The sequence below is a fragment of the Thalassolituus maritimus genome (assembly GCF_900156675.1).
In the GTDB taxonomy this organism is placed as follows: Bacteria; Pseudomonadota; Gammaproteobacteria; order Pseudomonadales; family Oceanobacteraceae; genus Thalassolituus; species Thalassolituus maritimus.
Window position 1 is genome coordinate 196,389 of sequence record NZ_FTOH01000001.1, and the last position, 26,351, is coordinate 222,739.

The window sequence follows — 26,351 nt, forward strand, 5'->3', positions numbered from 1 at the left end:
ATCAGGGATTAGCCTTTGATGGCGACACCGACAGGCAGTTGCTCGAACCAGCGCAGGAAGTCAGCAACGTGTGGTGGCTTAAACAAACGGCCGTGCTGGGGCGCCATGATCTTGATATCGAGTGCACTTACCCGACGGATCCAGTCGTGTTTAGCGGCATCGGAGGGCATCCAGCGCTGGTGAAATTTTTTCATTTTTGGGGCATGCCGCTCCATGCTGTCTACCCACAGCGGGGCACCGGGCTCTTCGAGGGCGGCACCGACGTCACCACTCATCAGAATGCCGGCTTTAGCATCCCATACATGAAAATTACCTGAGGAATGCAGGTAGTGCGCGGGAATGAATTGCAGCTGGATACGCCCGAGCGTAATCGTCATGCCTTCATCCGGAATCGCTTTATACGTGATGTTGTTCATACCAAAGTGGCGAATAAAACTTTCCCATAACCATGGAGAATAGAGTTCCGCATTCGGTAGCGCCTGATCCCAGAGACCGAGAGACGAAATAATGTCCGGGTCCTGATGAGAGGCGAACAATTTAGTGATGCCCTCGGCCGGGACGTACTTCAGCACAGAGGACAGCATAGGGGCGAACAGCTCAATACCACCAGGATCAAGGAGAATGGCCTCGTTCCCGCTTTGAATCAGGTATTGGTTGGTATCAATGATGCCATCTGGCTTACCTGGATCACGCGCGAACATAATCCAGCGGTGATCGCCATCTTCATACAAAACGGTGGCTAGCATGCTATTTTCCTTTCCCTGTGGTTCTGGCTGAGCAGACTGTTAGCGCGATTAAGATGGGCTGCAATCCGGTCTGCTGTTTTACGGATGTTGTCGGCAATTACCTCAAGCTGTTCACGGAAATCGCCCGCGGTAGCCGCTTCTACGTGGCTGGAGGTTGCAATCAGGTTTGCAGTTCGAATGTGTTTGTAACTCTCATCGATCTGGCCAATCAGGTCTCTGAGACCGATCTGGAGTTCGTGATTCAGTGCGTCGAGTTGCTTATCGCATTGATTAATATGCGGGCGGATAGAAGCAAGGTGCTCCGGCTTCTGGGCTTCAACCCAGCGAAAATGTGCCATGGCGTTATCCGAATGCCAGGCTGTTACGGCCTGAGTCGATAGTTTCTCAGCGTGATGATTGATCACCCTCGATTGCGAGATAATGGCACTGGCGAGTTCTTCAATAAAATCCGTGATCGCACGGAAGCCAACAGTCTTACTCCCGGCACGAACCGCCAGCGCCCTGGCATTCTTTGCTGTCAGGGCCAGACCTCTGGCTTCTATCATTGCCTGGTGCAACTCGGCGGATACGCTGGCTGCAATTATGAATACTGGCGCGGCCACAATCTCTCTCCATCAGGTGGGTATTCCCACTAAGCTTAGAATAGATTCTGAATTAGGGTAGTTCTGTCCCTGCAGCATTTGTTCGCAGCCAGCCTCTTATCCTTCGAAGTACGGTATTGCTGTCGGCAGAGGCACTGCTGAGGTGAATTTGTTGATAACGGTCGCGATGGCGACGCTTCATTGCGCCCATTCTCTGTTTGTCCTGCCATGAAGAGGACCTCGCCTCTGCGGTAAGGATATCGAGCACGGGAACTTCCAGCGTTTCCAGAACCTGAGAGAGACGCAGAGGGCTCAGAGGGTGTTCTCTCGGATCAACCAGAACCAATACCAGACCGTTTGAGTTTTCAGTCTCACGTTGTCGGGTCTGTACGGCATTCGCAGCCCATACGGCACTGTCACCATGAGCGATAACGACATTGTTCAGCTGGCCGCGGCTGGCCAGATAACCCAGGCCGGAGCGAATGCGCCCGGCAATGCCTTCGGTGTAGGCTTTGCGCTTCTGTTCTGCCGTAAGGCCAGTATCGCTCTCTTGCAAATCACTCTCAGTCGTCGCATTTACGGAGCCTTCATCTGGCGCGATATCCTGAATGGCGGTGCCGTCAGCATCTTCCTGAGTCGGTTCGTCGTTGGCTGGTTCTGCGTCTTCATTGGCCGTGTCTTCCTCAGTTGTGTCGTCTTCGGAAGTATTACCACCTTCTAGCGCAGCATCGGTACTGGTGGGTACAGGCTGCCGGATAGGTAGCCTTTCTACTGGTGCGGTTGGCAATTCAATCGCCAGGGTGGTCCAGCCATAGTCGGTCAGTGCCTCCCGCAGGGGGGCTACCAGTTCGGGCCAGTGAGCGTGTTGTTCGATGTCGTGAAGTATCAGCGCTCCGCCCTGGGGTCTACCGCTTTGTTCCCGTAGGAATAGTCCATGAAAAGAGTCGGGGCCGGCGACAAGGGTCACAACTTCATCTGATCGTTGAAACAGTGCCAGATGCTCTATGATGCTCTGATGTCGCTCTGAATCGGGGTAGGGGAGCGCCCGGACAGGTGCCACGGGGGCGGGGCTTCCTGAGTCATCCGTTGCCTGTTCTGCCGTTTCCTCCGGCGGAGTACTTTCATTCTCTTCCTCTTCACTGAACGCCGGCAACGAGACGGCAATCAGGAGCAGGCAAGTGGCAAAGCGGCAGGCAAACATTGGTTTCATAGTGTCAGAAATATCGCGAATCAGGGACATACATGAACGACAGCAAAAACCGTTCCCCAATACAGAATGGCACAGGGAGCAGAATGGCACAGGAAATGGCCTGGTAAATGGCATAGGAGAGGGAGAGCACGTACAATAACGCCAAATTCACTGTCCCCTGGAATCCAAGCCCATGAAGGAATGTCTGATTGCCCCGTCTATCCTGTCCGCCGACTTTGCCCGCTTAGGTGAAGAAGTCGACAACGTTCTGGCAGCCGGTGCCGATGTCGTTCATTTCGATGTGATGGATAACCACTACGTTCCGAATCTTACGATTGGCCCTATGGTGTGTAAGGCTCTGCGTAATCACGGCGTGACCGCGCCCATTGATGTTCACCTGATGGTCAGCCCGGTTGATCGCATGATCGCGGATTTCGCCGAAGCGGGAGCGACTTACATCACCTTCCACCCTGAAGCCTCGGACCACATTGACCGCAGCCTGCAATTGATTAAATCTGCCGGCTGTAAAGCGGGTCTGGTATTCAACCCGGCAACGCCGTTGCATTACATGGACTACGTCATGGACAAGCTCGATGTTGTCTTGCTGATGTCAGTTAACCCAGGGTTTGGTGGTCAGTCTTTTATTCCTGCAACGCTGGACAAGTTGCGCGAAGCACGTAAGAAGATTGACGAGTCAGGCTATGACATCCGCCTCGAGATCGACGGTGGTGTGAAGGTCGATAATATTGGTGAAATATACGCTGCTGGCGCGGATATGTTCGTTGCGGGTTCTGCGATCTTTAATGCAACAGATTACAAAACCGTCATTGACGACATGCGCGCGGAAATCGCCAAAGCGGGCAGCTGATCCATGTTCAATACAGACGTCTGCGCACTGACAGGCGATGGTCAGCCGCAGCTGGTACTGCTCGATCTGGATGGCACGCTGATCGACAGCGTACCCGATCTGGCAGCAGCAACCGACAACATGCTGGTGGCACTGGGGCGTAAGGCAGCGGGTCCACAACAGGTTGCGCATTGGGTAGGTAACGGTGCTGATATGTTGGTGCGTCGTGCGCTCGCAGAAGGAAACGAAGACGCTGCATTAGCGCTTGATGCTGATCAGGTATCGTCCGCACGGCAGCACTTTGATGACGCGTACCTGGCGTGTCTTCATCACGCGACCGGCGCGTTTGCCGGTGTGGATACGTTTCTCCAGACCATTGAAGTCAGAAAAGTATTGGTGACGAATAAACCGCGTTTGTTTACTGAGCCCCTGATTCGTTCTATGGGCTGGCAAACATACTTTGCTTTTATGCTTTGCGGCGATGACCTCGCTGAAAAGAAGCCATCGCCTGTTCCGGTTCTGCATGCCTGTAAAGAAACGGGAGTTAAGCCTTCTCAAACCATCATGATTGGTGACTCCCGCCATGATATTGCCGCAGCGAAAGCGGCAGGCGTTGCGACGGTCGCAGTGACCTACGGATACAATCATGGCGACGATATCCGTAACAGCGCTCCGGATCTGGTGGTCGACTCATTGAGCGAATTACTTGTTTAGGTAAATCATGACCGAATCCCTCCAATTTCTTTCAGATTCACCGTTACTGGCTGCAGTAATAGCAGCTTTTGTTCCGGCTGCATTTGCTTTGGGCTGGTTGTTGCGTGAGCGCAAAGCAGCGTCAGACAAAGAAGCGTCAGCGCTGCAGGTTCAGCAACTGACGGCGGACGCAGAGCGCCTGCGCGAAGAAAAGTCCTTGCTGGCTGATCAGCTCAATGCTGAACGGTCGGCGCGCCAGGAAGCAGAAGCCCGTGCCAATGATTCGGGGCTCGCGCTGGCCAGAGAACAGGAAAAACTCGCTGCGTTAGTTCGTCAGGAGGCGTTACTGAATAATCGCATATCGGAGTTGGATTCGAAGTCATTACAGCTCCAGATGCAACTCAGTGATGTGCAGTCGCGACTGGCGACCGAGCAGGAGGCCCGACAGCAGGAGCAGCGCAGCGCCGATGAAAAGCTTGCGGTTATTAATGAGTCACGTGAGCAGCTGCTAAAAGAGTTTGAAAACCTGTCACAAAAAATCTTTGAGCAGAAAACCAAGCAGTTCAGTGAGCAGAGTCAGCAGGGCATTAATGCCTTGTTGAATCCTTTCCGCGAACAGCTCGACGGACTGAAGAAAAAAGTAGAGGACGTGTATGTATCCGACGCTAAAGACCGTGCGTCCTTGCAAGCACAGATCGGTGAGCTGCATAAACTGAATCAACAGATGAGTGCAGAGGCGCACGCTCTGACAACCGCTTTGCGCGGTGAAAAGAAAAAGCAGGGTAACTGGGGTGAGCTTGTACTGGAAACGGTTCTGGAAAAATCCGGATTGCGTGAAGGCGAAGAGTTTGCTCGCGAGCAGTCACTCAATGACGACCAGGGTAAGCGCTATCGCCCGGATGTCATTATTAATCTACCGGACGATAAACACATTATTGTCGATTCTAAAGTCTCGCTGAATGCCTATACCGATATGGTCAATGCCGAAACGGACGCCGAGCGTTCGCAGTATGCGCGCCAGCATGTTGAGGCCATCCGACAGCATATCCGCACTCTGAGCGAAAAAGCTTATCAACAACTCGAAGGTCTGAACTCGCCGGATTTTGTGTTTCTCTTTATGCCGGTAGAGCCTGCGTTTATGGCTGCATTCGAGCAGGACGATACTCTGTTTAATGAAGCGTTTGAGCGTCGGATTGTTGTGGTGACGCCGACAACTCTGCTGGCAACTTTGCGCACGGTAGCCAGTATCTGGGCAATTGAGCGACGTAATAAAAGCACCGAAAAACTCGCCGACCAGGCCGGTAAGATCTATGACAAGCTGGTGATTGTTGCTGAGCGGATGGAAACCATGGGGCGTCAGATCAACACAGTTCAGAGTACCTACGACGACACCTGGAAAGCACTCAAAGGCGGACGCGGAAACCTGATTAATCAGGCGGACCAGTTCCGTAAGCTAGGCGTCCGGGCTAAGAAGGAAATGGCAAAATCACTGGTAGAAGAAGCAAATGCTGAACACGAGTTGCATGAGGCTCAGGCTTTAGAGTCGACTAAACCAGAGTTTAAAGAGTCAGGTCGTCAGTCTGGCTCTGGCGCTGATGACGATGACTTCTCCCTGACTTCGGCACCTTCAGAGAAAGAGACGTCAGACTCATGAGCGAAAGAGACGATATTTATACCCGGCCGCATGAATCGGTAGCCGACTTTGAGTTTAACAGCGCAGTCGCCCGTGTTTTCCCGGATATGATCAAACGCTCGGTACCCGGATACGCTGAGACCGTGGCGATGTCGGGCATTATTGCAGCGAGATACGCACAGCCGGGGACGAACTTATATGACCTGGGCTGTTCTCTGGGGGCGGTGACTCTGGCCATGCGTCATGCACTGAAGAACAGCGATTGCAGAATCATCGGTATTGATAATTCACAGTCTATGCTGGAACGCGCTGGACATTACCTTGCTCTCGACGATGATGGTCCAGAGGTTGACCTGATCTGCGCCGATATTTGTGAACATCCGATAGAAAATGCGTCAGTAACTGCACTCAATTTTGTTCTGCAATTTATAGAACCTGAAAAACGTCTGAGTCTTCTTTCGCGTATTGCAGAGGCTACCTGTGACGGTGGTGCACTTATTCTTTCTGAAAAAATAGCATTTTCAGACAGTGAGCAGAGCATTCAGGATACTCTGCACCATGACTTTAAGCGTGCAAACGGCTATTCGGATCTCGAAATAGCACAGAAGCGCAGTGCCATCGAAAACGTACTGATTCCTGAAACTGAAGAAGTGCATCGTGACCGACTGAAAGCAGCTGGTTTCTCTCAGGTGATCCGCTGGTATCAGTGTTTTAATTTTGTTTCTTACCTCGCTGTTAAATAAATAGCTCAATAAATCGATAAAAAAAATGACTGCCGCCGACAACTCTTTGCTGCCATGGTTTGATGATGTTCACGCGTTTCTCTGTGAAGGGAAATTCAGCCCGTGGAGCAATATTCTGCGCGAACAGTTACAGACGTTTCTTCATGATAAAGAACACGGCGACCAGGCGAGATGGCTTGAAGCGCTGGATAGCCTCCCAGCGATTACACCAGACGCGTGTGACCTCACATCCTATGATCTTGCATTGACCAAAACACAGCTTGATGATGCACAGCGCGATGCTGTGGAGCAGGGGCTGCGCGGCCTGATGCCGTGGCGTAAAGGTCCATTCCGCTTCTTTGATACCTACGTCGATACTGAATGGCGGTCAGATTGGAAATGGGATCGCGTAGCTCCGCATCTTGCCCCCTTAAAAGGGCGCAATATTCTCGATGTGGGTTGTGGTTCTGGCTACCACATGTGGCGCATGCTGGGAGACGGTGCGGGGCGGGTGATTGGTATTGATCCGTCACGCCTGTTTTTAATGCAGTTTCAGGCCTATAAAAGATACGCAGAACGCGCCCATGGGACGTTAAACATCGATCTTCTACCGCTACGTATGGAAGACGTTCCGCCGCGTTTGCGCGCATTTGATACTACCTTCTCTATGGGGGTGCTGTATCACCGGAAATCCCCGATTGATCACTTGCAGGAATTACGGGATACATTGCGCCCGGGTGGCCAACTGGTACTCGAAACTCTGGTGATAGATGGTGAGCTGGGTGAAGTACTGATGCCCGAAGACCGGTATGCCATGATGCGTAACGTCTGGTTTTTGCCTTCTGTGGAAACACTGCTTTTATGGTGTCGTCGCGCGGGCTTAAAGAACCCCAGGGTCGTAGATTTGAATCAGACGTCTTTGGATGAGCAACGCAGCACTGACTGGATGCGCTTTAATTCGCTGCCTGATTTTCTCGATCCGGAAGATCGTAAGAAAACGGCGGAAGGCTACCCGGCCCCACTGCGAGTGGTCGTTCTGGCTGAGAGTTAAACCCGGTTTTACTCATTACCTGGAAGGTAACAGGTGCGCCTCTGTAATGGAGATGAACCGGTCTGCGGCGTCGATCAGAGACTTTGCCGTAAGAGCCTCCACGCCGACCACCCAGCATTGCGCACCGTCTCTTCGGGCACGTTCCAGCGCCAGATCAAAATCTCCGTCACCAGATAACAGCACGATAATATCTGACGACGGTGCTGCATCCAGCAGGTCGATGGTAATACCAACGTCCCAGTCGCCTTTGGCTGAGCCGTCGCGTCGCTGAATATAAGGCTTCAGGCGAACGTGAAAGCCAATGTCTTTCAATATGCGCTGGAAGTTCATCTGCCCGGCATCGCCACGATCAATCGCATACGCGACGGCGGTATGTAGTTCACGTTCCTTGGTCAGCTCATCCCACAAGGCCCGGTAATTAAAGTGACGCCCGAATTCCTGACGGCAGGTGTAATAAATGTTCTGTACGTCTGCAAACAGGGAAATTCTGGGTGTCATCTGAAGGCCATGGTTAGCGAATAGGGGGATTCAGGATATCAGGCTTTGACCATTGCAGCCCCATTCTGGTTGATATCAAAGGCCTGAGCCGCAACGTGACGGCGGGCCCATATCTTCTCGTGGAAGTAGTACCCGACCGTGTTAATGGCGGGCTCTACGATGGCGATCGCCCCACCAACAATAAAGCTACCACTCAGGGCGTAGGCCACAGAAAAGGCAATGGCGAAGTGCATAATTGCAAAGCTGATAGTCTTAGTCATGAGTCTGATCTCGCTGTAGGTTGCTTTAAGAACTTTAGAATAGCACTTGAGAATCATTATCATATTTGGTCTTATCCATTATCCCGATAGGGGTTCGCTATGACGAAAGTGCTTGACCGATACCTCTAAGGGTGTATACATTTGTATGCAGACAAGGAAAGCCAACCTCAAGGAGGGTAAGGTGCTCAATAAATCCCAATCCATCAGCGTCAGACTGTCTCCGGAAGATTACGCGTATCTTATGCGTATTGAGCAAAATGGTGCTGTCACCCAGAGTGAAAAAGTACGCGAGCTTATTCGTATGGCTCGGGAGCAGGTCGGCACCGAAAGTTTTACCCGAGCCTACTTGTCGTCTTCAGAAGTAGCAGCGCCCATCCTTGCAGAATGTAAATCTGACCCTGAATCACGCAGTGATGTTTGTGAAGCCCTGCTCGCTGGGGTAGCAGAGACCGCAGCTTGCGTACAGGCCACGATGGGTGATGATGCCTTTCTGAGAAACCTGGAGCAGAGATTACTCCCTGTAGCTGAGCAATTGGTTAAGCAACTGCTACCTGCTCTGATATCTGAACATGCCAATCGTATTGAAGACGTCGATGTCGACCGTAAGCAGCGGCTTCTTCATTTGATTGAAACTCTGACTGAATAGATTAACGACACACTGAGGAATACATTATGCCGGAAGGATACATCGCAAGAATCGGGCGCCTGGTAGCAGCATCCGCGAATACCCTGATCGATTCGTTGGAGAATGTCGCACCCGTTATGGTAATGGAGCAGACGATCCGCGAAATTGACGAAGCCATTGAAGAAGTCAGGCAGCAGCTAGGCAAGACAGAAGCGGCCCGTTATCTCAGCAGCCAGTCTCTGAATAAAGATAACGCCCGCCATGTTGAGCTTCAGGAGCAGATTGAAATTGCCGTCAACGAAGGTCGCGATGACCTTGCAGAAGCAGCGATCGCGCGTCAGATGGACATAGAGGCCATGCTTCCGGTGGTTGAGAAATCAATTACTGATGCCGATGCTGAAATTGTTGAACTGAATTCTTACATTCAGGCTCTGCAGGCGAAAAAGCGTGAAATGGAAGAAGCGAAGGAAGAGTACCGGAAAGCAGAAGCGCAGGTTTCTGGTGAACCCGGTGTTCCAGGCAGTAGCGAACCCTCCCGCCGTGTAGAGAAAGCTACGGCAGCGTTTAACCGTGTGATGAATAATGCCGGTGCGCCGGGCGTCAGTGGAAATCAGGATGCTGCTAAGTTAGCCGAGCTGGAATCACTGTCGCGCAGTAACCGTATTAAAGAACGTCTAGCACGTATTAAGTCGGAATCGTAAATGGAATTTCTGCTCGCTGACAATAACTTCCCGTTCAGTGTTGCCTTGATGCTAATGCTGATTATTGCTCTGACTGAAGGCGTGTTGACGGTCATCGGTGCGGGTATGTCCGAAGCGATAGACAGTCTGCTTCCCGATATTGAGTTTGATATTGACGGGAATATCAGTTCGGGAGGGGTATTGACCAGTTTTCTTGGCTGGATTCGTTTTGGTCAGGTTCCTGCGTTGGTACTTCTGGTTATCTTTCTCGCTACTTTTGGGCTTGCGGGGTTGGTTCTTCAGTCAGTTCTCGAAAGTATCCTGGGTTTTACGCTACCCGCATTAATTGCTTCGCCCCTGGCAGTCGTTGCTGCGCTGCCAATGGTGCGTGGATGCAATGGGGTATTAGCGAAAGTAGTTTTCAAAGACGAGACGGAATCTATTTCCTCCAGCACCTTTGTGGGTCGCGTTGCGGTCATCACCATAGGTGAAGCTCGTCAGAATTCTCCGGCGGAAGCCCGTTTTAAAGATCGCCACGGCACTACCCATTACGTCATGGTCGAGCCAATGGAAGACGTTGTTTTTAAACAGGGCGACAAAGTACTCCTGGTCGAGTCTGCTGGGGCGACGTTTAAAGTGATAGAACCTGCTAACCCGAATCTGGGGCAGGTATAAATATTAGTGAATCCCTCATAAGGAATTGAAGAAAAATGAGTAATCTTGGTTCAATTATTTTTATTTCAGTCGTGCTGTTTGTTGCGCTGCTGGTGGTCGGTATTATTTTTTCCCGGTTATATACCCGAGCGTCTAAAGAACGGTCTTTTGTTCGTACTGGTATGGGCGGACAAAAAGTAATTCTGAATGGTGGGGCAATGGTATTACCGGTACTTCATGAGGTGATTCCGGTAAATATGAATACCTTGCGTCTGGCTGTATCCCGTAAGGAACAGCAGGCACTGATTACTAAAGATCGTATGCGTGTTGATGTTCTGGCTGAATTCTATCTGCGTGTAAAGCCAGAGAATGATGCGATCGCAAACGCTGCTCAGACACTGGGTGCGCGCACGCTTGACCCTGAAGCTCTGAAAGAAATGATCGAGGGTAAATTTGTTGATGCTCTACGCTCCGTAGCGGCTGAAATGGAAATGGCCGAGCTGCACGAGCAGCGTAGCCAGTTCGTTCAGAAAGTGCAGCAGGTCGTGAGTGAAGACTTGTTAAAGAATGGTCTGGAGCTCGAGTCTGTATCGCTCACAGGTTTGGATCAGACCCCGCGTGAATTCTTCCAGCAGGACAATGTGTTCGATGCTGAAGGTCTTTCGAGAATGACCCGCTCCATCGAAGCACGGCGTAAAGAGGTGAATGATGTAGAGCAGGAGACCAGAGTTCAGATTGAAACCAAGAACCTGGAAGCTGAACGCCAGCGTCTCGAAATTCAGCGTGAAGTCCGTTATGCACAGATGGATCAACAGCGCGAAATTGAAAATCGCGAAGCCCAGCAGCAAGCGGATATCGCAAAAGAAAGAGCAGACAAAGAGCGTACTGCATTGCAGGCTGAGATCATTGCAAAGCGTGAGGTCGATGAATCCCGTATTGAAGCGGAGCAAACCACTCGTCTGCTGGAAATTGAGAAAGAGCGTCGTCTCCGTGAGCAGGAAATTGAGCGTGAACGCCAACTGGAAGAGCGCGAAATTGAGAAGCAGAAATCTCTGGAGATTGCTCAGCAGGAACGTGCCATTGCCGTTGCTCAGAAATCGAAAGAGCAGTCGCTGGCTGATCAGGAAGCTAACGTAGCCCGCTCAGAAGCAGTAAAAGCCGAAGAGAAAGTAACGACTGCGAAGCAGGTAGAAATTGCCGAGCGTGAAAAAGAGATCGAACTGATCGAAGCCAAGAAAGAAGCTGAACGTCAGGCGACGGGTGTGAAAGTATCAGCCGAAGCTGAGAAATTTGCAGCCGAAGACAAAGCCGAGGCGCTGCGCTTGCAGGCACAGGCCGAAGCAGATGCGATTCGCGTCCGGGTTGAAGCTGACCGTGAGAAATACATCGTAGATGCAGAAGGTCAGCGTGCAATGAATGAGGCACTGAACAGCCTCAGCGAAGCACAGATTGCACTGAAGCGTGTATTGAGCCTGCACGAGAGTCTGCCAATGATTATCCGTGAAAGCGTCAAGCCTCTGGAGAATATCGACGGTATGAAGATCGTATCAATCGATGGGCTCAGTGGTTTGGGCGAGGGTGGCCACAAAGGTATTCTGAGTGCAGACAAAGAAGCCGGACAAAGCTTACCTGAGGCTTTGGTCGATAGCGCCCTGAAGCATCGCGCCATGGCACCTTTGGTAGATTCACTGTTAAAAGAAGCCGGTGTGAATGATCTGACGGCAGATCTGAACTCCTGATTTCTATCCTGTTAACTGACCTGCCAACTGGCCTGCACTGCAGGTCAGTTAGCGCGGCAGTTAGACTGGCATTCAGATAAGCAAAGTCCGCTACAGGCTTGAACCGGACGCTTGTTTTATCTTGTTAAAAAATGCTTCCCTCGAGCGTTCGCGCTTTACCGTATCGAAGACGGATTTAATCGTCTCTGAATGCATCGAAAAATAGTGCAGCCATTGTTTCAGCCTGTCCGTGAGCTGCTTATCCGTTAAGTGTTCCAGCGATTCAGACAGCTTTTCGAGTAATCCGAGGTGTTGTTGCCATGTCATGGGCTCATAGCCGGGCTCTTTAATTACCTGAGCCAGATCCGGAGTAGCGACCAGGCCCCGTCCAATCATCAAAAGATCAGACTGACTTTCCTGTTGGCATTGTTGCGCCTGCTCAGGCGTCCAGATTTCACCATTGGCGAGTACCGGAATATCAACCACTTGCTTGATGTCGGCAATCCATTTCCAGTAAGCCGGTGGCTTATAGCCTTCTGTTTTCGTACGGGCGTGAACCGTTAACCATTGAATCCCTCCTGAGGTGAGTGCAGATGCATTCTCAAGTGCCAGGCTTTTATCCTTAAAACCTAATCGCATTTTGGCGCTGACAGGAATGTTCTCAGGTACCGCATCGCGAACTGCACTGGCGATACGGTTGAGAAGGTCTGGATACTGCAGTAACACAGCGCCACCCTGGCTGCGGTTGACAGTCTTTGCCGGGCAACCAAAATTCAGGTCAATGGCCAGAGCACCCAGCTCAGCAGCTTTTGCAGCATTGCCTGCCATGAGTTCAGGGTCGCTGCCGAGCAGCTGCACGTGGACTGGTGTGCCTGCGAGGGTGCGCCCGCCGTTGTGTAATTCGGGGCAGAGACGGTAGAACACTTTCGATGGAAACACCTGTTGCGTCACACGGATGAACTCTGTGACGCAGTGATCAATGCCGCCTACGGCGGTCAGCAGCTCCCGGAATGTTCCATCCATCAGGCCTTCCATCGGCGCCAGAGCAATATAAGGGCGATGAGTATCTGTGAAAGGAAGGGTTCCGGTAAACATTGATCTGTCTCGGGGAAAGTGTTGTTGAGTGGCGCGCGAGTATACGCGAGCTGTCAGCGCATATGCTACCGCCGACCAGTGCATGAGCGGCCTGTGGCCGTTTTAGGCGGTTGCTTTGGCTGGTCAAGTTAAGTACTCTAGCGCAGCTTGCCGGACTCCGTGGCAGGACGTTTTGTGTCTGCCAGACGGATACGGAGAGATCCACAGAGACCAATTTGAGGAGCGCCTGCATGGCTGAGCCAAGCATCGTATCACAAGGTCTGGAGCTGATGATTTTCGGTATGGGCGTCGTATTTGTCTTTCTGACAATGCTGGTGTTCGTTACTGGAGCCATGTCCAGAATTGTGAACAAAATTGCTCCTGAGGTAGAAGTGCCAGCGGCTAAACCAGCCCCAGCGCCACAGACCACAGGGGTGGATCCGCAGTTGTTAAAAGTATTATCTGCGGCAGTAAAAGAGCATCGTGCCCGCCAAAAGTAAGGCGCGATATAAGAAGAACTCAACGTTAATTAACAACGTTTACGGAAGAAAAGGCCATCATCCATGACCGATTCTAAGAAACCATTAGGTATTACCGACGTCGTCCTGCGTGATGCTCACCAGTCTATTCTGGCGACCCGCATGCGTATCGATGACATGCTCCCTATTGCTGAAAAACTCGACCAGGTTGGTTATTGGTCACTTGAGTCCTGGGGCGGCGCAACATTTGACTCCTGCATCCGCTTCCTCGGTGAAGATCCATGGGATCGTATCCGCGAATTCAAGAACGCAATGCCAAAGACCAAGCATCAGATGCTGCTGCGTGGTCAGAACCTGCTTGGCTACCGTCATTACGCTGACGACGTGGTTGAAAAGTTTGTAGAGCGTGCGGCTACCAATGGCGTAGACGTTTTCCGTGTGTTCGACGCAATGAACGACCCGCGCAACCTTGAGACAGCATTGAAAGCTGTTAAGAAACAAGGCAAGCATGCGCAGGGTACGCTGTCTTACACCACCAGTCCGGTCCACACTCTGGATTCCTGGATTGATCTGGCAAAACAGATCGAAGATATGGGTGCTGATTCCATCGCCATTAAAGATATGGCCGGCATCCTGACGCCGTACCAGGCTTACGAGCTGGTATCTCGTCTGAAGTCACAGACTGACCTTGAAGTTCAGCTGCACGCACACGCGACAGCGGGTATGTCTGACATGACCATTCTGAAAGCGATCGAAGCGGGTATTGACCGCGTTGATACTGCGATCTCTTCTATGTCGATGACCTACGGCCACACGGCAACAGAATCTGTTGTTGCTGCATTGGTGGGTACGGATCGCGACACAGGGCTGGATCTGTTGCTGATCGAAGAAATTGCTGCTTACTTCCGTGACGTCCGTAAGAAGTACGCTAAGTTTGAAGGCGCACTGCGCGGCACTGACAGCCGTATCCTCGTTGCTCAGGTGCCAGGTGGCATGCTGACCAACATGGAAAACCAGCTGCGCGAGCAGGGTGCGTCTGACAAGTTCGACGACGTTCTGAAAGAAATCCCACGCGTTCGTGAAGACCTGGGGCATATCCCTCTGGTTACTCCAACGTCTCAGATTGTTGGTACTCAGGCAGTACTCAACGTTCTGACAGGCGAGCGTTATAAGTCTATCTCGAAAGAGACTCAGGGTATCCTGAAAGGCGAATACGGTGCTGCTCCTGCGGCAATGAACGCTGAGCTTCAGGCTCGTGTTCTGGATGGCAAAGAAGCCATCACCTGTCGTCCGGCTGATCTGATCGAAAACGAACTCGATAAAGTGATCGCTGATGTCGATAAGCTTGCTGCAGAGAAAGGCATCGAGCTGTCTGCCGACAAGATCGACGATGCTCTGACCTACGCTATGTTCCCTCAGATTGCGCCTAAGTTCCTTGAGAACCGTAATAACCCAGACGCGTTTGAGCCAGCTCCAAAAGGCGCTGATGAAGACACCTTCACTGTGACTGTCGATGGCAACGAGTACGTTGTTAAAGTTGACGACGGCGGTGAGGTGACCGACCTGGCTCCAGTGAATGGCGCGCCGATGTCGTTCGGTGGTGACTCAGGTAACGCTGGTGCTGCGACGTCTTCTCCAGTTGCTGCGGGCGGTGGTGACCCTATCTCTGCTCCACTGGCTGGTAACGTCTGGAAAGTACTGGTTCAGCCAGGCCAGGCTGTGAATGAAGGTGATGTCGTTATCATCCTTGAAGCCATGAAGATGGAAACTGAAGTGCGAGCACCTCGCGCGGGTACCGTCGGCAGTGTGACAGCCACCGAAGGTGCTGCTGTGAAAGTGGGTGACACCCTCTACACACTGGGTTAATGGGAGCTGACTGATGGAAAGTTTACTCCGCCTCTGGAATGACACTGGTATCGCCCACATTGAGGGTGGTCAGGCGTTCATGATGCTGGTTGGCTTCGGTATGCTGTACCTGGCCATCAAGAAAGGTTTTGAACCGCTTCTGCTGCTGCCAATCGCAGTTGGTACTCTGATGGTAAACATCCCGAGTGCTGGCCTGGGTTGGTCTGCGGCTGAAGGTGCAATCCGTTCTGCTGATCCTGCACTGCTTGCTCAGTTCCGCGACCTGTTCGGTCTGGCGGCTGATGCGACCGTGCACAATATACTGGATGCGTATCACAGCGCAGAATCGGCGCTGTACAAGAAGGCGCTCCTGTTGGGTAAAGAAGCTGGTTTTGAAAACGGTATGCTCTACACCTTCTACAGTGTGACAATCGCCAGCGGCGTTGCGCCTCTGTTGATTTTCATGGGTGTTGGCGCAATGACTGACTTTGGTCCGCTTCTGGCTAACCCGAAAACACTGCTGCTCGGTGCTGCTGCTCAGTTTGGTATCTTTGGTACCGTTGCTGGGGCGGTGCTCCTGACCGACGCTGGTCTGATGGACTTTACCGTTCAGCAGGCAGCTGCGATCGGTATTATCGGTGGTGCAGATGGCCCAACCTCGATCTTTATTGCATCTAAGCTGGCTCCTGAGCTGCTCGGTGCGATTGCTGTTGCTGCGTATTCCTACATGGCGCTGGTTCCTCTGATTCAGCCTCCGATTATGAAGGCACTGACGACAGAAGCTGAGCGTAAGATCCAGATGGAACAGCTGCGTACGGTGACAAAAGGCGAGAAAATCGTCTTCCCGATCGCGGTACTGATTCTGGTTGCATTGTTACTGCCTTCAGCAGCACCGCTGCTGGGGATGTTCTGCTTCGGTAACCTGATGAAAGAATCTGGTGTTGTTGAGCGTCTGAGTGATACTTCTCAGAACGCTCTGATCAATATTGTGACTATCTTCCTCGGCCTGTCAGTAGGCTATAAGATGAGTGCTGATGCCTTCCTGAATGGCAGTACCCTGGCGATTATCGTTCTGGGTCTGGTTGCCTTCATGGTAGGTACTGCGGCAGGTGTTCTGATGGCGAAGCTGATGAATACCCTGTCCAAAGATCCAATTAACCCACTCATCGGTTCGGCAGGTGTTTCTGCGGTACCTATGGCGGCACGTGTGTCGAACAAAGTGGGTCTGGAAGCCAACGGCCAGAACTTCCTGCTGATGCATGCGATGGGCCCGAACGTTGCGGGTGTTATCGGTTCAGCAGTTGCGGCAGGTGTGATGATCTCGTTCTTCGGATAAGGCTCACAACCCTGCAGTCCAAAACGGCACCCTTTTAGGTGCCGTTTTTTTTTTGCCTGTTGTTTGTACTCAGGACTGTCAACCAGCTAATCAGAGGAACCTCGTAGTGTGCTTTGCGCTCTCAATGGTAAGAGATTAGTGGAGTAGTTACATGACAGAGCTTGAATGGACACAAATGTTAAATCACTTTGTTCACCTTGGTATTGCTTTCTTGCTGGCCGTGCCGGTCGCTGTAAACCGTGAACTCAGAAGCAAAGGCGTTGGCCTACGTACGTTTCCTCTGGTGTCTGTGGCGTCCTGTGGATATATGTTGCTGGCGATGCAGGTTTACAGCGGCTCAGATGCTGAGGCACGGGTGATGTATGGGCTGATTACCGGGATAGGTTTTATTGGTGGTGGTGCAATACTTAAGAACGGCAGTAATGTGTCAGGTACAGCAACGGCTGCGAGTATCTGGAACACTGGAGCGATTGGTGTCTCCGTGGCGTATAGCTATTACGAAATTGCGATTACTCTGTCACTGATTAACTTCCTTGTATTGCAGTTTGGTGGTGTGATCAAGCAGGAGACCAGAGCGGTATCCCGAAAGGACGAAGCCGACGAACCTCAGCGTGTCGCGAAAGAAAGCGAATAAAGCCGTCGACGTAGATCAGGACTGATCAGTTTTTTCGACGGGGCAGCGGAAACAAAAAAGCCAGGCAGGTGCCTGGCTTTTTCAGTTATGCGGGCGTTTACTCGCCGATCTTCAGAGTGCTTAGCACTTCTGAACGGATACAACCAAGGAGTTCTGCATCGTTTTTCAGGGACTCGCCGTAAGAAGGAATCATTTCCTTCAGGCGCTTATCCCAGCCTGATGCCATCTTCTCAGGGAAGCAACGCTCCAGCACTTCGATCATCGCCTGTACTGCGACGGATGCGCCCGGAGATGCGCCAAGAAGAGCGGCCAGTGAGCCGTCTTTGGCTGCAACGAGTTCGGTACCGAACTCGAGTTTACCTCGACCGCTGGCGTCTTTCTTGATGATCTGAACGCGCTGACCGGCACGGGCAAGTGTCCAGTCGCCGGCTTTGCAAGCCGGGTAGTAACCACGGAGAGTGCCGACGCGCTCTTTATGTGACTGGCGAACTTCGCTGATCAGATACTTGGTCAGATCCATGTTGTTAAAACCTACATCCATCATAGGCATCAGGTTGCTGACGCTGACAGATTTAAGCAGGTCAAACTTAGAGCCAGACTTCAGAAACTTCATTGTGAAGCCGGCGAATGGGCCAAACAGCAGGGCGGGTTCACCGTTGATAATGCGTGTATCCAGGTGAGGTACTGACATTGGCGGCGCACCAATCGCAGCCTTGCCGTACACCTTAGCGCTGTGCTGAGCAACGATCTCAGGGTCTTTGCAGACCAGCCACTGGCCCGATACTGGGAAACCACCATAGCCATCAGCCTCGTCGATACCTGAAGCCTGCAGGAGTGGCAGAGCACCACCACCGGCGCCGAGGAAGACGAAGTTAGCCTGAATGGTTTTCGATTTGCCTGACTTGCGGTCTTTCACGCGAACGTGCCAGCTTCCGTCTTTAGCATGGTCAAAATCGTTGACTTCATGATTCAGGCAAAGAGTGAAGTTGTCGTCGTTCTGGAGGTTCTTGACCATGTTACGGGCCAGTGAACCGAAGTCGACATCTGTGCCGTGAGCAATGCGGGTCGCGGCAACTTTTTCCGAAGGATCGCGATCCTTCATAACGAGCGGCATCCATTGTTCCAGTACAGCTGGATCTTCGGAGTACTCCATCTCTTTGAACAGATGGTGAGCGCTCAGCTTTTCATGACGGCGACGCAGGAACTCAACGTTGTCCTCTCCCCAGACAAAGCTGAGGTGTGGCGTTGTATTGATAAAGTTCTTTGGCTCGGGCAGGCCGCCTTCGCGTACCAGATAGCTCCAGAGCTGAAGTGAGATTTCAAAGTTTGCGTTGATCGACAGTGCCCGGTCGATTTCGACATCGCCATCGGCGGTTTGTGGCGTGTAGTTGAGTTCACAGTACCCGGCGTGTCCGGTGCCAGCGTTGTTCCAGCCATCTGTACTTTCGTGTGCTACGTGGTCGAGGCGTTCAACCAGGGTAATTTGAAGGGATGGGTCCAGTCTGCGTAGCAGTGTGCCCAGGGTTGCGCTCATTGCACCGCCGCCAACCAGCAGTACGTCGACCTTTTCTGTCGTCATTCGGGAATCGCCTTTAATTCAGATACTCTTTCAATGCAGGCAGAAGGCGGGAGCAAGGGGTGTCCTTTTAAGCCAGCTTCTGATCCGATACAGAACGGGATATCCGTCTGAACCTGCTCGTCTGTATGAAGAGAATAGACCTGCAAATCAGGCCTGGGCCAGTATCGCGTCTACACTGGCTCTACATAACATATGTCTTTTCATTCGCTCGCGAAAATACCCGAAAACCCTATACGGGTCAATTGGATAGCGACTTTGTCAGGCTTTGACGAGTGGCTTTGAGGCGTGATTCTGAGGCGGGTTTTCCGGCACATTGGTATGCATTGGAGAGTGTCAGGAACCTTGATCAGTTCCCTCCATCAGAAGAATGACCAGAACGTCGGGCGTAATCGGCCATAGAGGGGTGATTACTTTGTGCCATGCGTTAGGGTGAAATGAGAGGAGGACACTATGTCGTTGAAGAATGCCGTACAACTAATCGCCTATCCAGACCGCATAGGTCAAGACCTGAAAGACCTCGCGGGCTTCATGGAACAGCATTTGAGCACTGCAGTCGGGGGCGTCCACATACTGCCGTTTTATCCGTCGAATGCCGATGCTGGCTTTTCACCGTTAACGCACAAAGAGGTTGATCCGGCGTATGGCGGCTGGGCAGACATTGAGCGGATCGCAGCACAGTTCGATATCTGCGCAGACCTGACAGTGAATCACATCTCTGACGAATCGGAAGAATTTAAAGACTTTCTGCAAAAGAAAGACGAGTCGAAGTACTCTGAGCTATTTGTCCGCGTCGATAAAATGGGTGAATTCTCACCAGACGATATGGCGAAAATTCATATCCGCAAAGAGAAAGAACCCTTCCGTGAGGTTACCTTTGCCGATGGCTCGACCGAACGCGTCTGGTGTACTTTCACCGAGCAACAGATCGATCTTAATTATGAGGCGGATGCTACTTATGAACTGATGGAAGATTACATCGGTTTTCTCGCTTCAAAAGGTGTAAAACTCTTTCGTCTCGATGCCTTCGGCTACACGACTAAACGCGTGGGTAGTACCTGCTTTCTGGTAGAGCCTGATGTTTACCGTAATCTCGATTGGGTGAACTCCGTTGCGCAGAAACACGGAGCGCGCTGTTTACCCGAAGTTCATGACCACAGCAGCTATCAATACGCGATCAGTCGGCGCGATATGCATCCTTACGGCTTTGCTCTGCCTCCTCTGGTGCTCTTCTCGCTGCTTGATGCCAACAGCGTCTATCTCAAGCACTGGCTGCGTATGTGTCCGCGGAACATGGTGACCGTGCTGGATACCCACGATGGTATCTGTATTCCGGATGTTGAAGGTGTGCTGCCGGAAGAGAAAATTGCTGCTTTGATCGACAACCTGCAGCAGCGCAGTGCCGATCCGATTATGCGTAAGTCAGCCGCGAATATTCACAGTGTTGGGGCTATTTATCAGATTACCTGTACTTTCTATGACGCACTGATGCAGAACGACGACGCATACATTGCAGCGCGTGCGATTCAGTTCTTCACGCCGGGTATTCCCCAGGTCTACTACGTTGGCTTGCTGGCCGGTGTTAATGATGAAGACCTGATGGAAGAAACCGGCGAACTACGCGATATTAATCGTCACTATTACAGCCTTGAAGAAGCGAAAGAATCTCTCACCAGCCCGGTTGTTAAACGTTTACTCAAGCTGATGGAATTCCGCTCTAACTACCCGGCATTTGATGGCCGATTCGAGCTGCATTCAAGTAATGATAGCAGCGTTCATATGGCATGGCGTCATGGTGAATACTATTGCGAAGTGTTCGTAGATCTGAACTTTAATACTGCTGTATTAAGTTATCTTGATACTGAGACACTGGAAGAAGTGTCCTTTACCTGCTGATCGCTCTGGGTCAGCAATTATTCGTTAAGGTATCGCATGCTTAAACAACTCCGACCGGTTCTTTCATTGCTGGCTGGAGTAAGCCTGTTGCTTCTCGGCAGCGGCCTGCTCAACACCTTACTGGCAGTGCGGGGCAGCGAAGAATCCTTCAGTGATCAGGCCATGGGTTTGATCATGTCGGGTTACTTCGTTGGCTTTTTTGTGGGCACCTTTCTCGCGTTGCCACTCATCCGGCGCGTGGGCCACATCCGCACCTTTGCGATGTGCGCTGCCGTGGGTTCTGTATCTGTACTTCTGCATGATGCGTTTGCCACACCCTGGGCCTGGGGTGGGCTGAGAATCCTGACCGGGACAGCGCTGGTGATTCTCTACACAGTGATTGAGAGCTGGCTGAATGCAACGACACCGCCGCAGAATCGCGGTCAGGTGTTTGCCGTCTATATGGTGGTGAATCTCGGGGCATTAGCTGTTTCTCAGCAGTTTATGTCGCTGGCACCGGCGTCCAGTTATCTGCTTTTCGCACTGGCATCGGTATTGGTGACACTATCTTTGGTCCCTGTCACAGGCACACGCTTTGGCCCTCCAGAAGTCCAGCAGGTTAAACGCCTGGGCATACGTTTTCTCTGGCGCATTGCACCTCTGGCGATCAGTGCCGCGTTTCTCTCGGGGCTGGCGATGGGGGCATTCTGGGGGATGAGTGCGCTCTATGCCTCACGAATTGGGTTACCAACGTCAGAGGTAGCAACCTTTGTGACCGCCGGCATTATTGGTGGTGCTTTATTGCAGTATCCCGTAGGACGTTTATCCGACAGGTTTGATCGTCGCCGTGTACTGGCGGGGATTGTTGGCGTGGCTGCTCTTTCTGCCTTGCTGATTATCCCGGCGTCGTTTGCCTCGGTGGAATTTCTTTATGCCGCTATCGCTTTGTACGGCGGGTTGGCTTTTGCAGTGTACCCCGTGGCCGTTGCTCATTTGATTGACCACCTGGAAAGCGGGGACATCCTTCCAGGGGGCAGTGCGTTACTCTTGGTGCACGGTATTGGTGCAGCTATTGGGCCAGCACTGAGTGGGCAGTTGATGTCCATGACCGGCGCAAGTGCACTGCCTGTGTACTTTGCCGCAGTTCAGGGCACCCTGTTCCTGGTGGCGGTATGGAAAATGCATCAACGACAGAAGGACGAGACGACAGGCGAACCAGCTCAGTTCGTACCCATGGTAAGAACGACGCCTACTGCTCTGGAAATGCATCCGGATGACAGTGAACATTCGCCAGATCTGACTCCAGACATAACACAGGGAACCAGTGAGGAATCGGACATTCATGAGGAGGGTAGGGAACCACCTCCGTCTCAGGCAGCTCAAAGCTGAAAAGCTCCGGTTGCTTCTGATTGTACTTCTACAATCGCCCGGTGATACCAGCCGCCCTGACCCGGCGGTACTCCGGAGCATCTCACAATCGCGGTCGCATACTGGTTATTAATTAACCCGCACTGCAGTCGGCAGATCATCGCTGGTTGAAATGAGAGCGGTGCGGACAGCGGAGAAAATTATGCTTCTTGCAACAGATCTTGATGGAACCTTTCTTGGTGGCTCACAGGAGCAACGTCAGCAGCTTTACCAACTGATTGCTGCGCATCCCGATATTGATCTTATTTTTGTGACTGGCCGTGGCCTGGAGTCGGTCATGCCTCTACTGGCAGATCCGACGATTCCGCAACCGGATTACATTATCTGTGACGTGGGCTGTACTGTCGTTGATGGCGAGAACCTTCACCCGGTGGTGGAAGTTCAGGGTCGCATTGATGATAAATGGCCAGGCGAGTACACGATTCATGCTGCCGTCGAACATATTGACGGTCTGGTGCGTCAGGATGTTCCACAAGAACGTCGCTGCTCCTATTTCGTTGCCCCGGACGTGATGGAAAAACACCGCGAAGAAATTGAAAAAATAGGTGAATCACTGGATTGTGATGTCTTGTATTCCGCTGATTTATATCTCGATTTTTTACCGCGTAACGTTAACAAAGGCTCAACGCTGACTGCACTGATCGAACACCTGAAGCTGGATAAAGCCGACGTCATGGTGGCGGGTGATACCCTCAATGACCTGTCGATGTATGAACACGACTTTATCGGAGTATGCGTAGGTGAGTCTGAGAAAGGTCTGACAGAAGCCACTGAAGGTCGTGCCCGTGTTTATCACGCATCAGCACCGGGGGCTGGCGGTATCCTCGAGGCTATCAGTCACTTTGGTTTCTTAGGTGTTGAGGGTATTGATGCCGAAGGTCGCGATGATATCGAGCCAGGCGCTTCCGATCTGGTGATTGTTTACCACCGTTTGCCGTACGAAGAATATATCGAAGACGGTGAAATGAAACGCCGTAACCACCGCTCACCGAATGGCATTATTCCGACGTTAGCGAGTTTCTTTAAAGACGGCAGAAAAGGCGCTTGGGTCGCCTGGTCTATTACCGACCCGTCTTTGAAAGAGTTTGAAGTTCATACTGAAGTCGATAAAGAGCAATATCCCAACCTGGTAGCGGCGCGTGTTGCATTGACGAAAGAAGAAGTCGATATTTTTTATAAGCGCTTTTCGAAAGAAGCTTTCTGGCCAACCTTGCATACCTTCTGGGAGCGTGCGAGTTTCGTTGAAGATCATTGGAATGTGTTCTGTAAGGTAAACCGTAAATTCGCCGAGCAGACAGCAAAAGAAGCTGCAGAAGGGGCTACTGTCTGGCTGCATGACTACAACCTCTGGATGGTGCCTGCCTATCTGCGCGAAATTCGCCCGGATTTAAATATCGCCTTTTTCCACCATACATATTTCCCCTCGGCTGACGTCTTTAACGTACTGCCATGGAGAAAGGAAATTGTCGGTAGTCTGTTGCAGTGCGATTACATTGGCTTCCACATTCCACGTCAGTCAGAAAACTTTATCGATGTGGCAAAAGGTGTCATGCCGTTTGAAGTGACGGAAAAATCAGGCTGTGCACCGCGCTTCCTGACTTATGGTTGTGCCGTAGGTCTGGATGAAATGACCACAGAAATTAAAGTGAATGATCGAACTATCCGGTTGGGTGCGCATCCGGTGGGGCTGGATTTAAAACGCGTCGATAGCGCGTTAGAAAAACCTGAAATTCAGAACCGAATGAAAGAACTGCGTGAAGAATTGCACGGTATTAAATTGGTTCTTTCTGTCGAGCGCCTGGATTACACCAAGGGTATACCGGCTAAGCTTGAAGCGTTCGAGCGCTTACTCGAAGATCACCCTGAGCTTCACGGGAAAGTTACTCTCGTGACCGTTTGCGTACCGGCAGCGAAAGAAATGACCGTATATAAAGAATTACAGAATGAGATTGAACAGGCAGTGGGTCGGATTAATGGCCGCTATGCGCAGGTCGGTTGGACGCCAGTTCAGTTCTTCTTCCGTGCTGTTCCGTTTGAAGAGTTGGTGGCCTACTACGCAATGGCCGATGTTATGTGGATTACGCCCCTTCGTGATGGTCTGAATCTGGTCGCTAAAGAGTACGTTGCTACTCAGGGTAAAACCGAAGGTAAAGGCGTGCTGGTACTGTCAGAGTTTGCTGGTGCCGCTGCTGAAGTTAAGGGCGCGGTATTGTGCAACCCGCATGATCCAGCCGAAATGGCAGAGACATGTTATTTCGCTCTGTCGATGCACCCTGATGATGCGGCGGCTCGCATGAGTGAGGCTTATGATGTTGTCAGTTACTACGACATTGCTCATTGGGGGCAGGACTTCCTCGATGAGGTTGCCGACAGCGCCCGCAAAAATGGTCGTGGTAGTGCTGATCTGACGGTTGTCGCCTGATCACTTCCAGGTGGTATTGTTTTCCATTACTGCTTCACAACTCGCCGTAAATACATCCATGTAGGCTCAGTTATGGCATCCGTGCCATAAACGGTTGCTCAGCAGCGACGGAAAACAACATACCTTTATGCGGATGTCGCGGTGTATAAAAGATCGCTGGGAGGCGTCGCGTGACCGTATGCAGCAGGGATGCTGCATTCGAGACTACATGGAAGTACTTGTGTCGTGTCACGGGATGCAATCCAGTGATCTGTCTAGAATGTGATTTATAACTTGTTTTCCATCACTGCTTCACAACTCGCCGTGAATACATCCATGTAGGCTCAGTTATGGTATCCACGCCATAAATGGCTGCTCAGCAGTGACGGAAAACAACACATCGATGTCAATGAGCTGAATCTGGTGGGAGCAGCGCTCAGGCTGCCCATATCTGTTTGATATTCACGAACTCGCGAATACCGTGTGGTCCCAGTTCACGCCCGTAACCGGATTTGCCTATACCTCCACTAGGAAGTCGAGGATCGGTTTTGACGATCCCATTGATAGCGACCTGGCCTGCGTTTAATTCACGAGCGGCTCTCTGAGCACTGGTCTCACTGCCAGTCCAGATGCTGGAACCAAGACCATACTCAGTATCATTGGCAATGGTCAGTGCCTCATCAAGGTTCGCTGCTTTGCAGACGGCCAGGACAGGGCCGAAGGTTTCCTCACGGAAGACTGCCATCTCAGAAGTGACGCCAGCCAATAGAGTAGGCGGATAAAAGAAACCTGGCATATCTGGTTTCTCGCCACCCGTTAAGCATTCAGCCCCATCCTGAATGGATCGCATAACCTGACTGTGCAATTGGTCGCGTAAGTCTTCGCGCGCAATAGGACCGATGCACTGGTTTTCCAGCGATGGGTCTCCCAGTTCCAGTGCATTAAAACGCTCGGTCAATTCGCGGCAGACGTCGTCGTAAACGCCAGCTTCAACGATGACACGTTTCGCAGCAATACACGACTGACCCGCATTAATCATGCGTGACAGTGTGATGACGTCACAGGCCTTTTCAATATCAGCATCGTTGAGAACAATACAAGGGTCTGATCCCCCGAGTTCAAGAACGGCGGGTTTTAAGCCAGCGGCAGCGCGTGCTGCAACTTTCTGGCCTGCACCACTTGAGCCGGTAAATGAAACGGCTTTAATACCCGGATGATCGATGGCATCACCCACGATTTCCGTTGTGATGGGTAAATTCTGCATAACGCCATCAGGCAGGTTTTTCTGAAAAATGCGTGTTAAACACGCGGCAGATTCAGGAACATTCGGGTCGGGTTTCATCACGCAGGTGTTGCCCGCCATTAATGCCGGCGCCAGAAAACGCAGGGCCAGCCATACAGGCGCATTCCACGGCAGAATTCCTAAGACGGTGCCCAGCGGTTGGTGGCAAACGTAACTGTCAGTGGCGTCGGAAGCCAGTGTTTCCGGCTCTAGGAAGGCTTCTCCATTATCAGCGTAATATTCCGCGCAGAAAGCAGATTTTTCCACTTCGCCCAGGCCCTCACGCAATGGCTTGCCCATTTCTTTTGCCATCAGTTGTGCCAGTTCTTCTTTGCATTCGCGCATTTCGGCAGCGATATTGATCAGGCACTTTGCCCTTTCGCTGTAGCTGAGTGCAGCCCAGGCTGGTGCTGCCGCGACAGCGCGTCCGATAGTGTCTTCGGCTTCCGCCAGAGTCAGAGATTCGACTTCTGGTAACGCAGTGCCGGTGGTCGGGTTAATTGGCTTAAGCATGGTCATTCCTC

24 protein-coding genes are annotated in these 26,351 nt (G+C 51.7%); 16 read left to right on the top strand and 8 right to left on the bottom strand.

Features of this window, described 5'->3' with window-relative positions:
• Positions 1 to 8: 8 nt before the first annotated feature.
• The 3 genes from BW941_RS00945 to BW941_RS00955 are packed head-to-tail and all read right to left on the bottom strand — an operon-like array spanning position 9 to position 2,567.
• Positions 9 to 746 carry an oxygen-binding di-iron domain-containing protein gene (locus BW941_RS00945; RefSeq protein ID WP_076513498.1) on the bottom strand — a complete coding sequence of 246 codons (738 nt, stop codon included), beginning with the start codon at positions 744 to 746 and terminating at the stop codon, positions 9 to 11.
• A complete protein-coding gene (locus BW941_RS00950; RefSeq protein WP_076513501.1) occupies positions 740 to 1,348 on the bottom strand; it encodes a protein-tyrosine phosphatase family protein in 609 nt (202 codons plus the stop codon). Before BW941_RS00950 ends, BW941_RS00945 begins: the two co-directional genes overlap by 7 nt.
• A 52-nt stretch (positions 1,349 to 1,400) precedes the next feature.
• Positions 1,401 to 2,567, bottom strand: a complete 1,167-nt coding sequence (locus BW941_RS00955) for a DUF3530 family protein (protein WP_076513504.1) — start codon at positions 2,565 to 2,567, stop codon at positions 1,401 to 1,403.
• 142 nt (positions 2,568 to 2,709) lie between these two features.
• Here BW941_RS00955 and rpe point away from each other — a divergent pair, with 142 nt between their 5' ends.
• From rpe to cmoB, 5 genes are read left to right on the top strand one after another with little or no spacing between them, the layout of a single operon-like run.
• Positions 2,710 to 3,384 carry a ribulose-phosphate 3-epimerase gene (gene rpe / locus BW941_RS00960; protein WP_076513507.1) on the top strand — a complete coding sequence of 225 codons (675 nt, stop codon included), beginning with the start codon at positions 2,710 to 2,712 and terminating at the stop codon, positions 3,382 to 3,384.
• Between the two features lie 3 nt (positions 3,385 to 3,387).
• Entirely contained in the window at positions 3,388 to 4,077 is a 690-nt protein-coding gene (locus tag BW941_RS00965; RefSeq protein ID WP_076513509.1) for a phosphoglycolate phosphatase, read from the top strand.
• Between the two features lie 7 nt (positions 4,078 to 4,084).
• Positions 4,085 to 5,710 (top strand): DNA recombination protein RmuC, encoded by a 1,626-nt coding sequence (locus BW941_RS00970; RefSeq protein WP_076513512.1) that lies wholly within the window; start codon positions 4,085 to 4,087, stop codon positions 5,708 to 5,710.
• Positions 5,707 to 6,432 carry a carboxy-S-adenosyl-L-methionine synthase CmoA gene (gene cmoA, locus BW941_RS00975; RefSeq protein ID WP_076513515.1) on the top strand — a complete coding sequence of 242 codons (726 nt, stop codon included), beginning with the start codon at positions 5,707 to 5,709 and terminating at the stop codon, positions 6,430 to 6,432. The genes BW941_RS00970 and cmoA overlap by 4 nt, the downstream gene beginning before the upstream one ends.
• Before the next feature lie 25 nt (positions 6,433 to 6,457).
• On the top strand, positions 6,458 to 7,462 hold the full coding sequence (cmoB, locus tag BW941_RS00980; RefSeq protein WP_076513518.1) for a tRNA 5-methoxyuridine(34)/uridine 5-oxyacetic acid(34) synthase CmoB: 1,005 nt from the start codon (positions 6,458 to 6,460) through the stop codon (positions 7,460 to 7,462).
• A 15-nt stretch (positions 7,463 to 7,477) separates the two neighbouring features.
• Here the strand turns inward: cmoB and BW941_RS00985 are convergent, their stop codons facing one another.
• Both BW941_RS00985 and BW941_RS00990 read right to left on the bottom strand, forming a co-directional pair.
• Complete coding sequence (locus BW941_RS00985) at positions 7,478 to 7,960, bottom strand: LabA-like NYN domain-containing protein (protein WP_076513521.1); 483 nt, start codon at positions 7,958 to 7,960, stop codon at positions 7,478 to 7,480.
• Between the two features lie 38 nt (positions 7,961 to 7,998).
• The gene (locus BW941_RS00990) at positions 7,999 to 8,220 is read right to left on the bottom strand and encodes a DUF2061 domain-containing protein (RefSeq protein ID WP_076514176.1); all 222 of its coding nucleotides are present in this window, start codon (positions 8,218 to 8,220) and stop codon (positions 7,999 to 8,001) included.
• A gap of 181 nt (positions 8,221 to 8,401) precedes the next feature.
• Here BW941_RS00990 and BW941_RS00995 point away from each other — a divergent pair, with 181 nt between their 5' ends.
• From BW941_RS00995 to BW941_RS01010, 4 genes are read left to right on the top strand one after another with little or no spacing between them, the layout of a single operon-like run.
• A complete protein-coding gene (locus tag BW941_RS00995; protein ID WP_076513524.1) occupies positions 8,402 to 8,866 on the top strand; it encodes a hypothetical protein in 465 nt (154 codons plus the stop codon).
• Positions 8,867 to 8,892: 26 nt separating this feature from the next.
• Positions 8,893 to 9,546: a PspA/IM30 family protein gene (locus BW941_RS01000; RefSeq protein WP_076513527.1), complete on the top strand. Its 654-nt coding sequence runs from the start codon at positions 8,893 to 8,895 to the stop codon at positions 9,544 to 9,546.
• The gene (locus BW941_RS01005) at positions 9,547 to 10,200 is read left to right on the top strand and encodes a YqiJ family protein (protein WP_076513529.1); all 654 of its coding nucleotides are present in this window, start codon (positions 9,547 to 9,549) and stop codon (positions 10,198 to 10,200) included.
• Between the two features lie 35 nt (positions 10,201 to 10,235).
• Positions 10,236 to 11,918 carry a flotillin domain-containing protein gene (locus tag BW941_RS01010; protein ID WP_076513532.1) on the top strand — a complete coding sequence of 561 codons (1,683 nt, stop codon included), beginning with the start codon at positions 10,236 to 10,238 and terminating at the stop codon, positions 11,916 to 11,918.
• 90 nt (positions 11,919 to 12,008) lie between these two features.
• Here BW941_RS01010 and BW941_RS01015 read toward each other — a convergent pair whose 3' ends face one another.
• A complete protein-coding gene (locus tag BW941_RS01015; RefSeq protein WP_076513534.1) occupies positions 12,009 to 12,992 on the bottom strand; it encodes a tRNA dihydrouridine synthase in 984 nt (327 codons plus the stop codon).
• Positions 12,993 to 13,222: 230 nt separating this feature from the next.
• Here BW941_RS01015 and BW941_RS01020 point away from each other — a divergent pair, with 230 nt between their 5' ends.
• The 4 genes from BW941_RS01020 to BW941_RS01035 all read left to right on the top strand — a co-directional run bounded on the left by BW941_RS01020 (position 13,223) and on the right by BW941_RS01035 (position 17,265).
• Positions 13,223 to 13,471 (top strand): OadG family protein, encoded by a 249-nt coding sequence (locus tag BW941_RS01020; RefSeq protein ID WP_076513536.1) that lies wholly within the window; start codon positions 13,223 to 13,225, stop codon positions 13,469 to 13,471.
• A gap of 63 nt (positions 13,472 to 13,534) precedes the next feature.
• Positions 13,535 to 15,316, top strand: coding sequence for a sodium-extruding oxaloacetate decarboxylase subunit alpha (oadA, locus tag BW941_RS01025; RefSeq protein ID WP_076513538.1), 1,782 nt, complete (start codon positions 13,535 to 13,537; stop codon positions 15,314 to 15,316).
• A 13-nt stretch (positions 15,317 to 15,329) separates the two neighbouring features.
• Positions 15,330 to 16,631: a sodium ion-translocating decarboxylase subunit beta gene (locus tag BW941_RS01030; RefSeq protein WP_076513541.1), complete on the top strand. Its 1,302-nt coding sequence runs from the start codon at positions 15,330 to 15,332 to the stop codon at positions 16,629 to 16,631.
• A gap of 151 nt (positions 16,632 to 16,782) precedes the next feature.
• Positions 16,783 to 17,265 carry an MgtC/SapB family protein gene (locus BW941_RS01035; RefSeq protein ID WP_076513543.1) on the top strand — a complete coding sequence of 161 codons (483 nt, stop codon included), beginning with the start codon at positions 16,783 to 16,785 and terminating at the stop codon, positions 17,263 to 17,265.
• Between the two features lie 97 nt (positions 17,266 to 17,362).
• Here the strand turns inward: BW941_RS01035 and mqo are convergent, their stop codons facing one another.
• On the bottom strand, positions 17,363 to 18,844 hold the full coding sequence (gene mqo, locus BW941_RS01040; RefSeq protein ID WP_076513547.1) for a malate dehydrogenase (quinone): 1,482 nt from the start codon (positions 18,842 to 18,844) through the stop codon (positions 17,363 to 17,365).
• A 450-nt stretch (positions 18,845 to 19,294) separates the two neighbouring features.
• On the opposite strand from mqo, the gene gtfA reads away from it, so the two are divergent.
• The 3 genes from gtfA (at position 19,295) to ggpS (ending at position 24,566) form a co-directional block, all read left to right on the top strand.
• Entirely contained in the window at positions 19,295 to 20,737 is a 1,443-nt protein-coding gene (gene gtfA / locus BW941_RS01045) for a sucrose phosphorylase (protein ID WP_076513550.1), read from the top strand.
• 36 nt (positions 20,738 to 20,773) lie between these two features.
• Positions 20,774 to 22,105: an MFS transporter gene (locus BW941_RS01050; protein ID WP_076513552.1), complete on the top strand. Its 1,332-nt coding sequence runs from the start codon at positions 20,774 to 20,776 to the stop codon at positions 22,103 to 22,105.
• Positions 22,106 to 22,286: 181 nt separating this feature from the next.
• Positions 22,287 to 24,566 (top strand): glucosylglycerol-phosphate synthase, encoded by a 2,280-nt coding sequence (gene ggpS, locus BW941_RS01055; RefSeq protein ID WP_076513555.1) that lies wholly within the window; start codon positions 22,287 to 22,289, stop codon positions 24,564 to 24,566.
• A 415-nt stretch (positions 24,567 to 24,981) separates the two neighbouring features.
• On the opposite strand, the gene BW941_RS01060 is transcribed toward ggpS, so the two are convergent.
• On the bottom strand, positions 24,982 to 26,340 hold the full coding sequence (locus tag BW941_RS01060; RefSeq protein WP_076513558.1) for an NAD-dependent succinate-semialdehyde dehydrogenase: 1,359 nt from the start codon (positions 26,338 to 26,340) through the stop codon (positions 24,982 to 24,984).
• Positions 26,341 to 26,351: the final 11 nt, after the last annotated feature.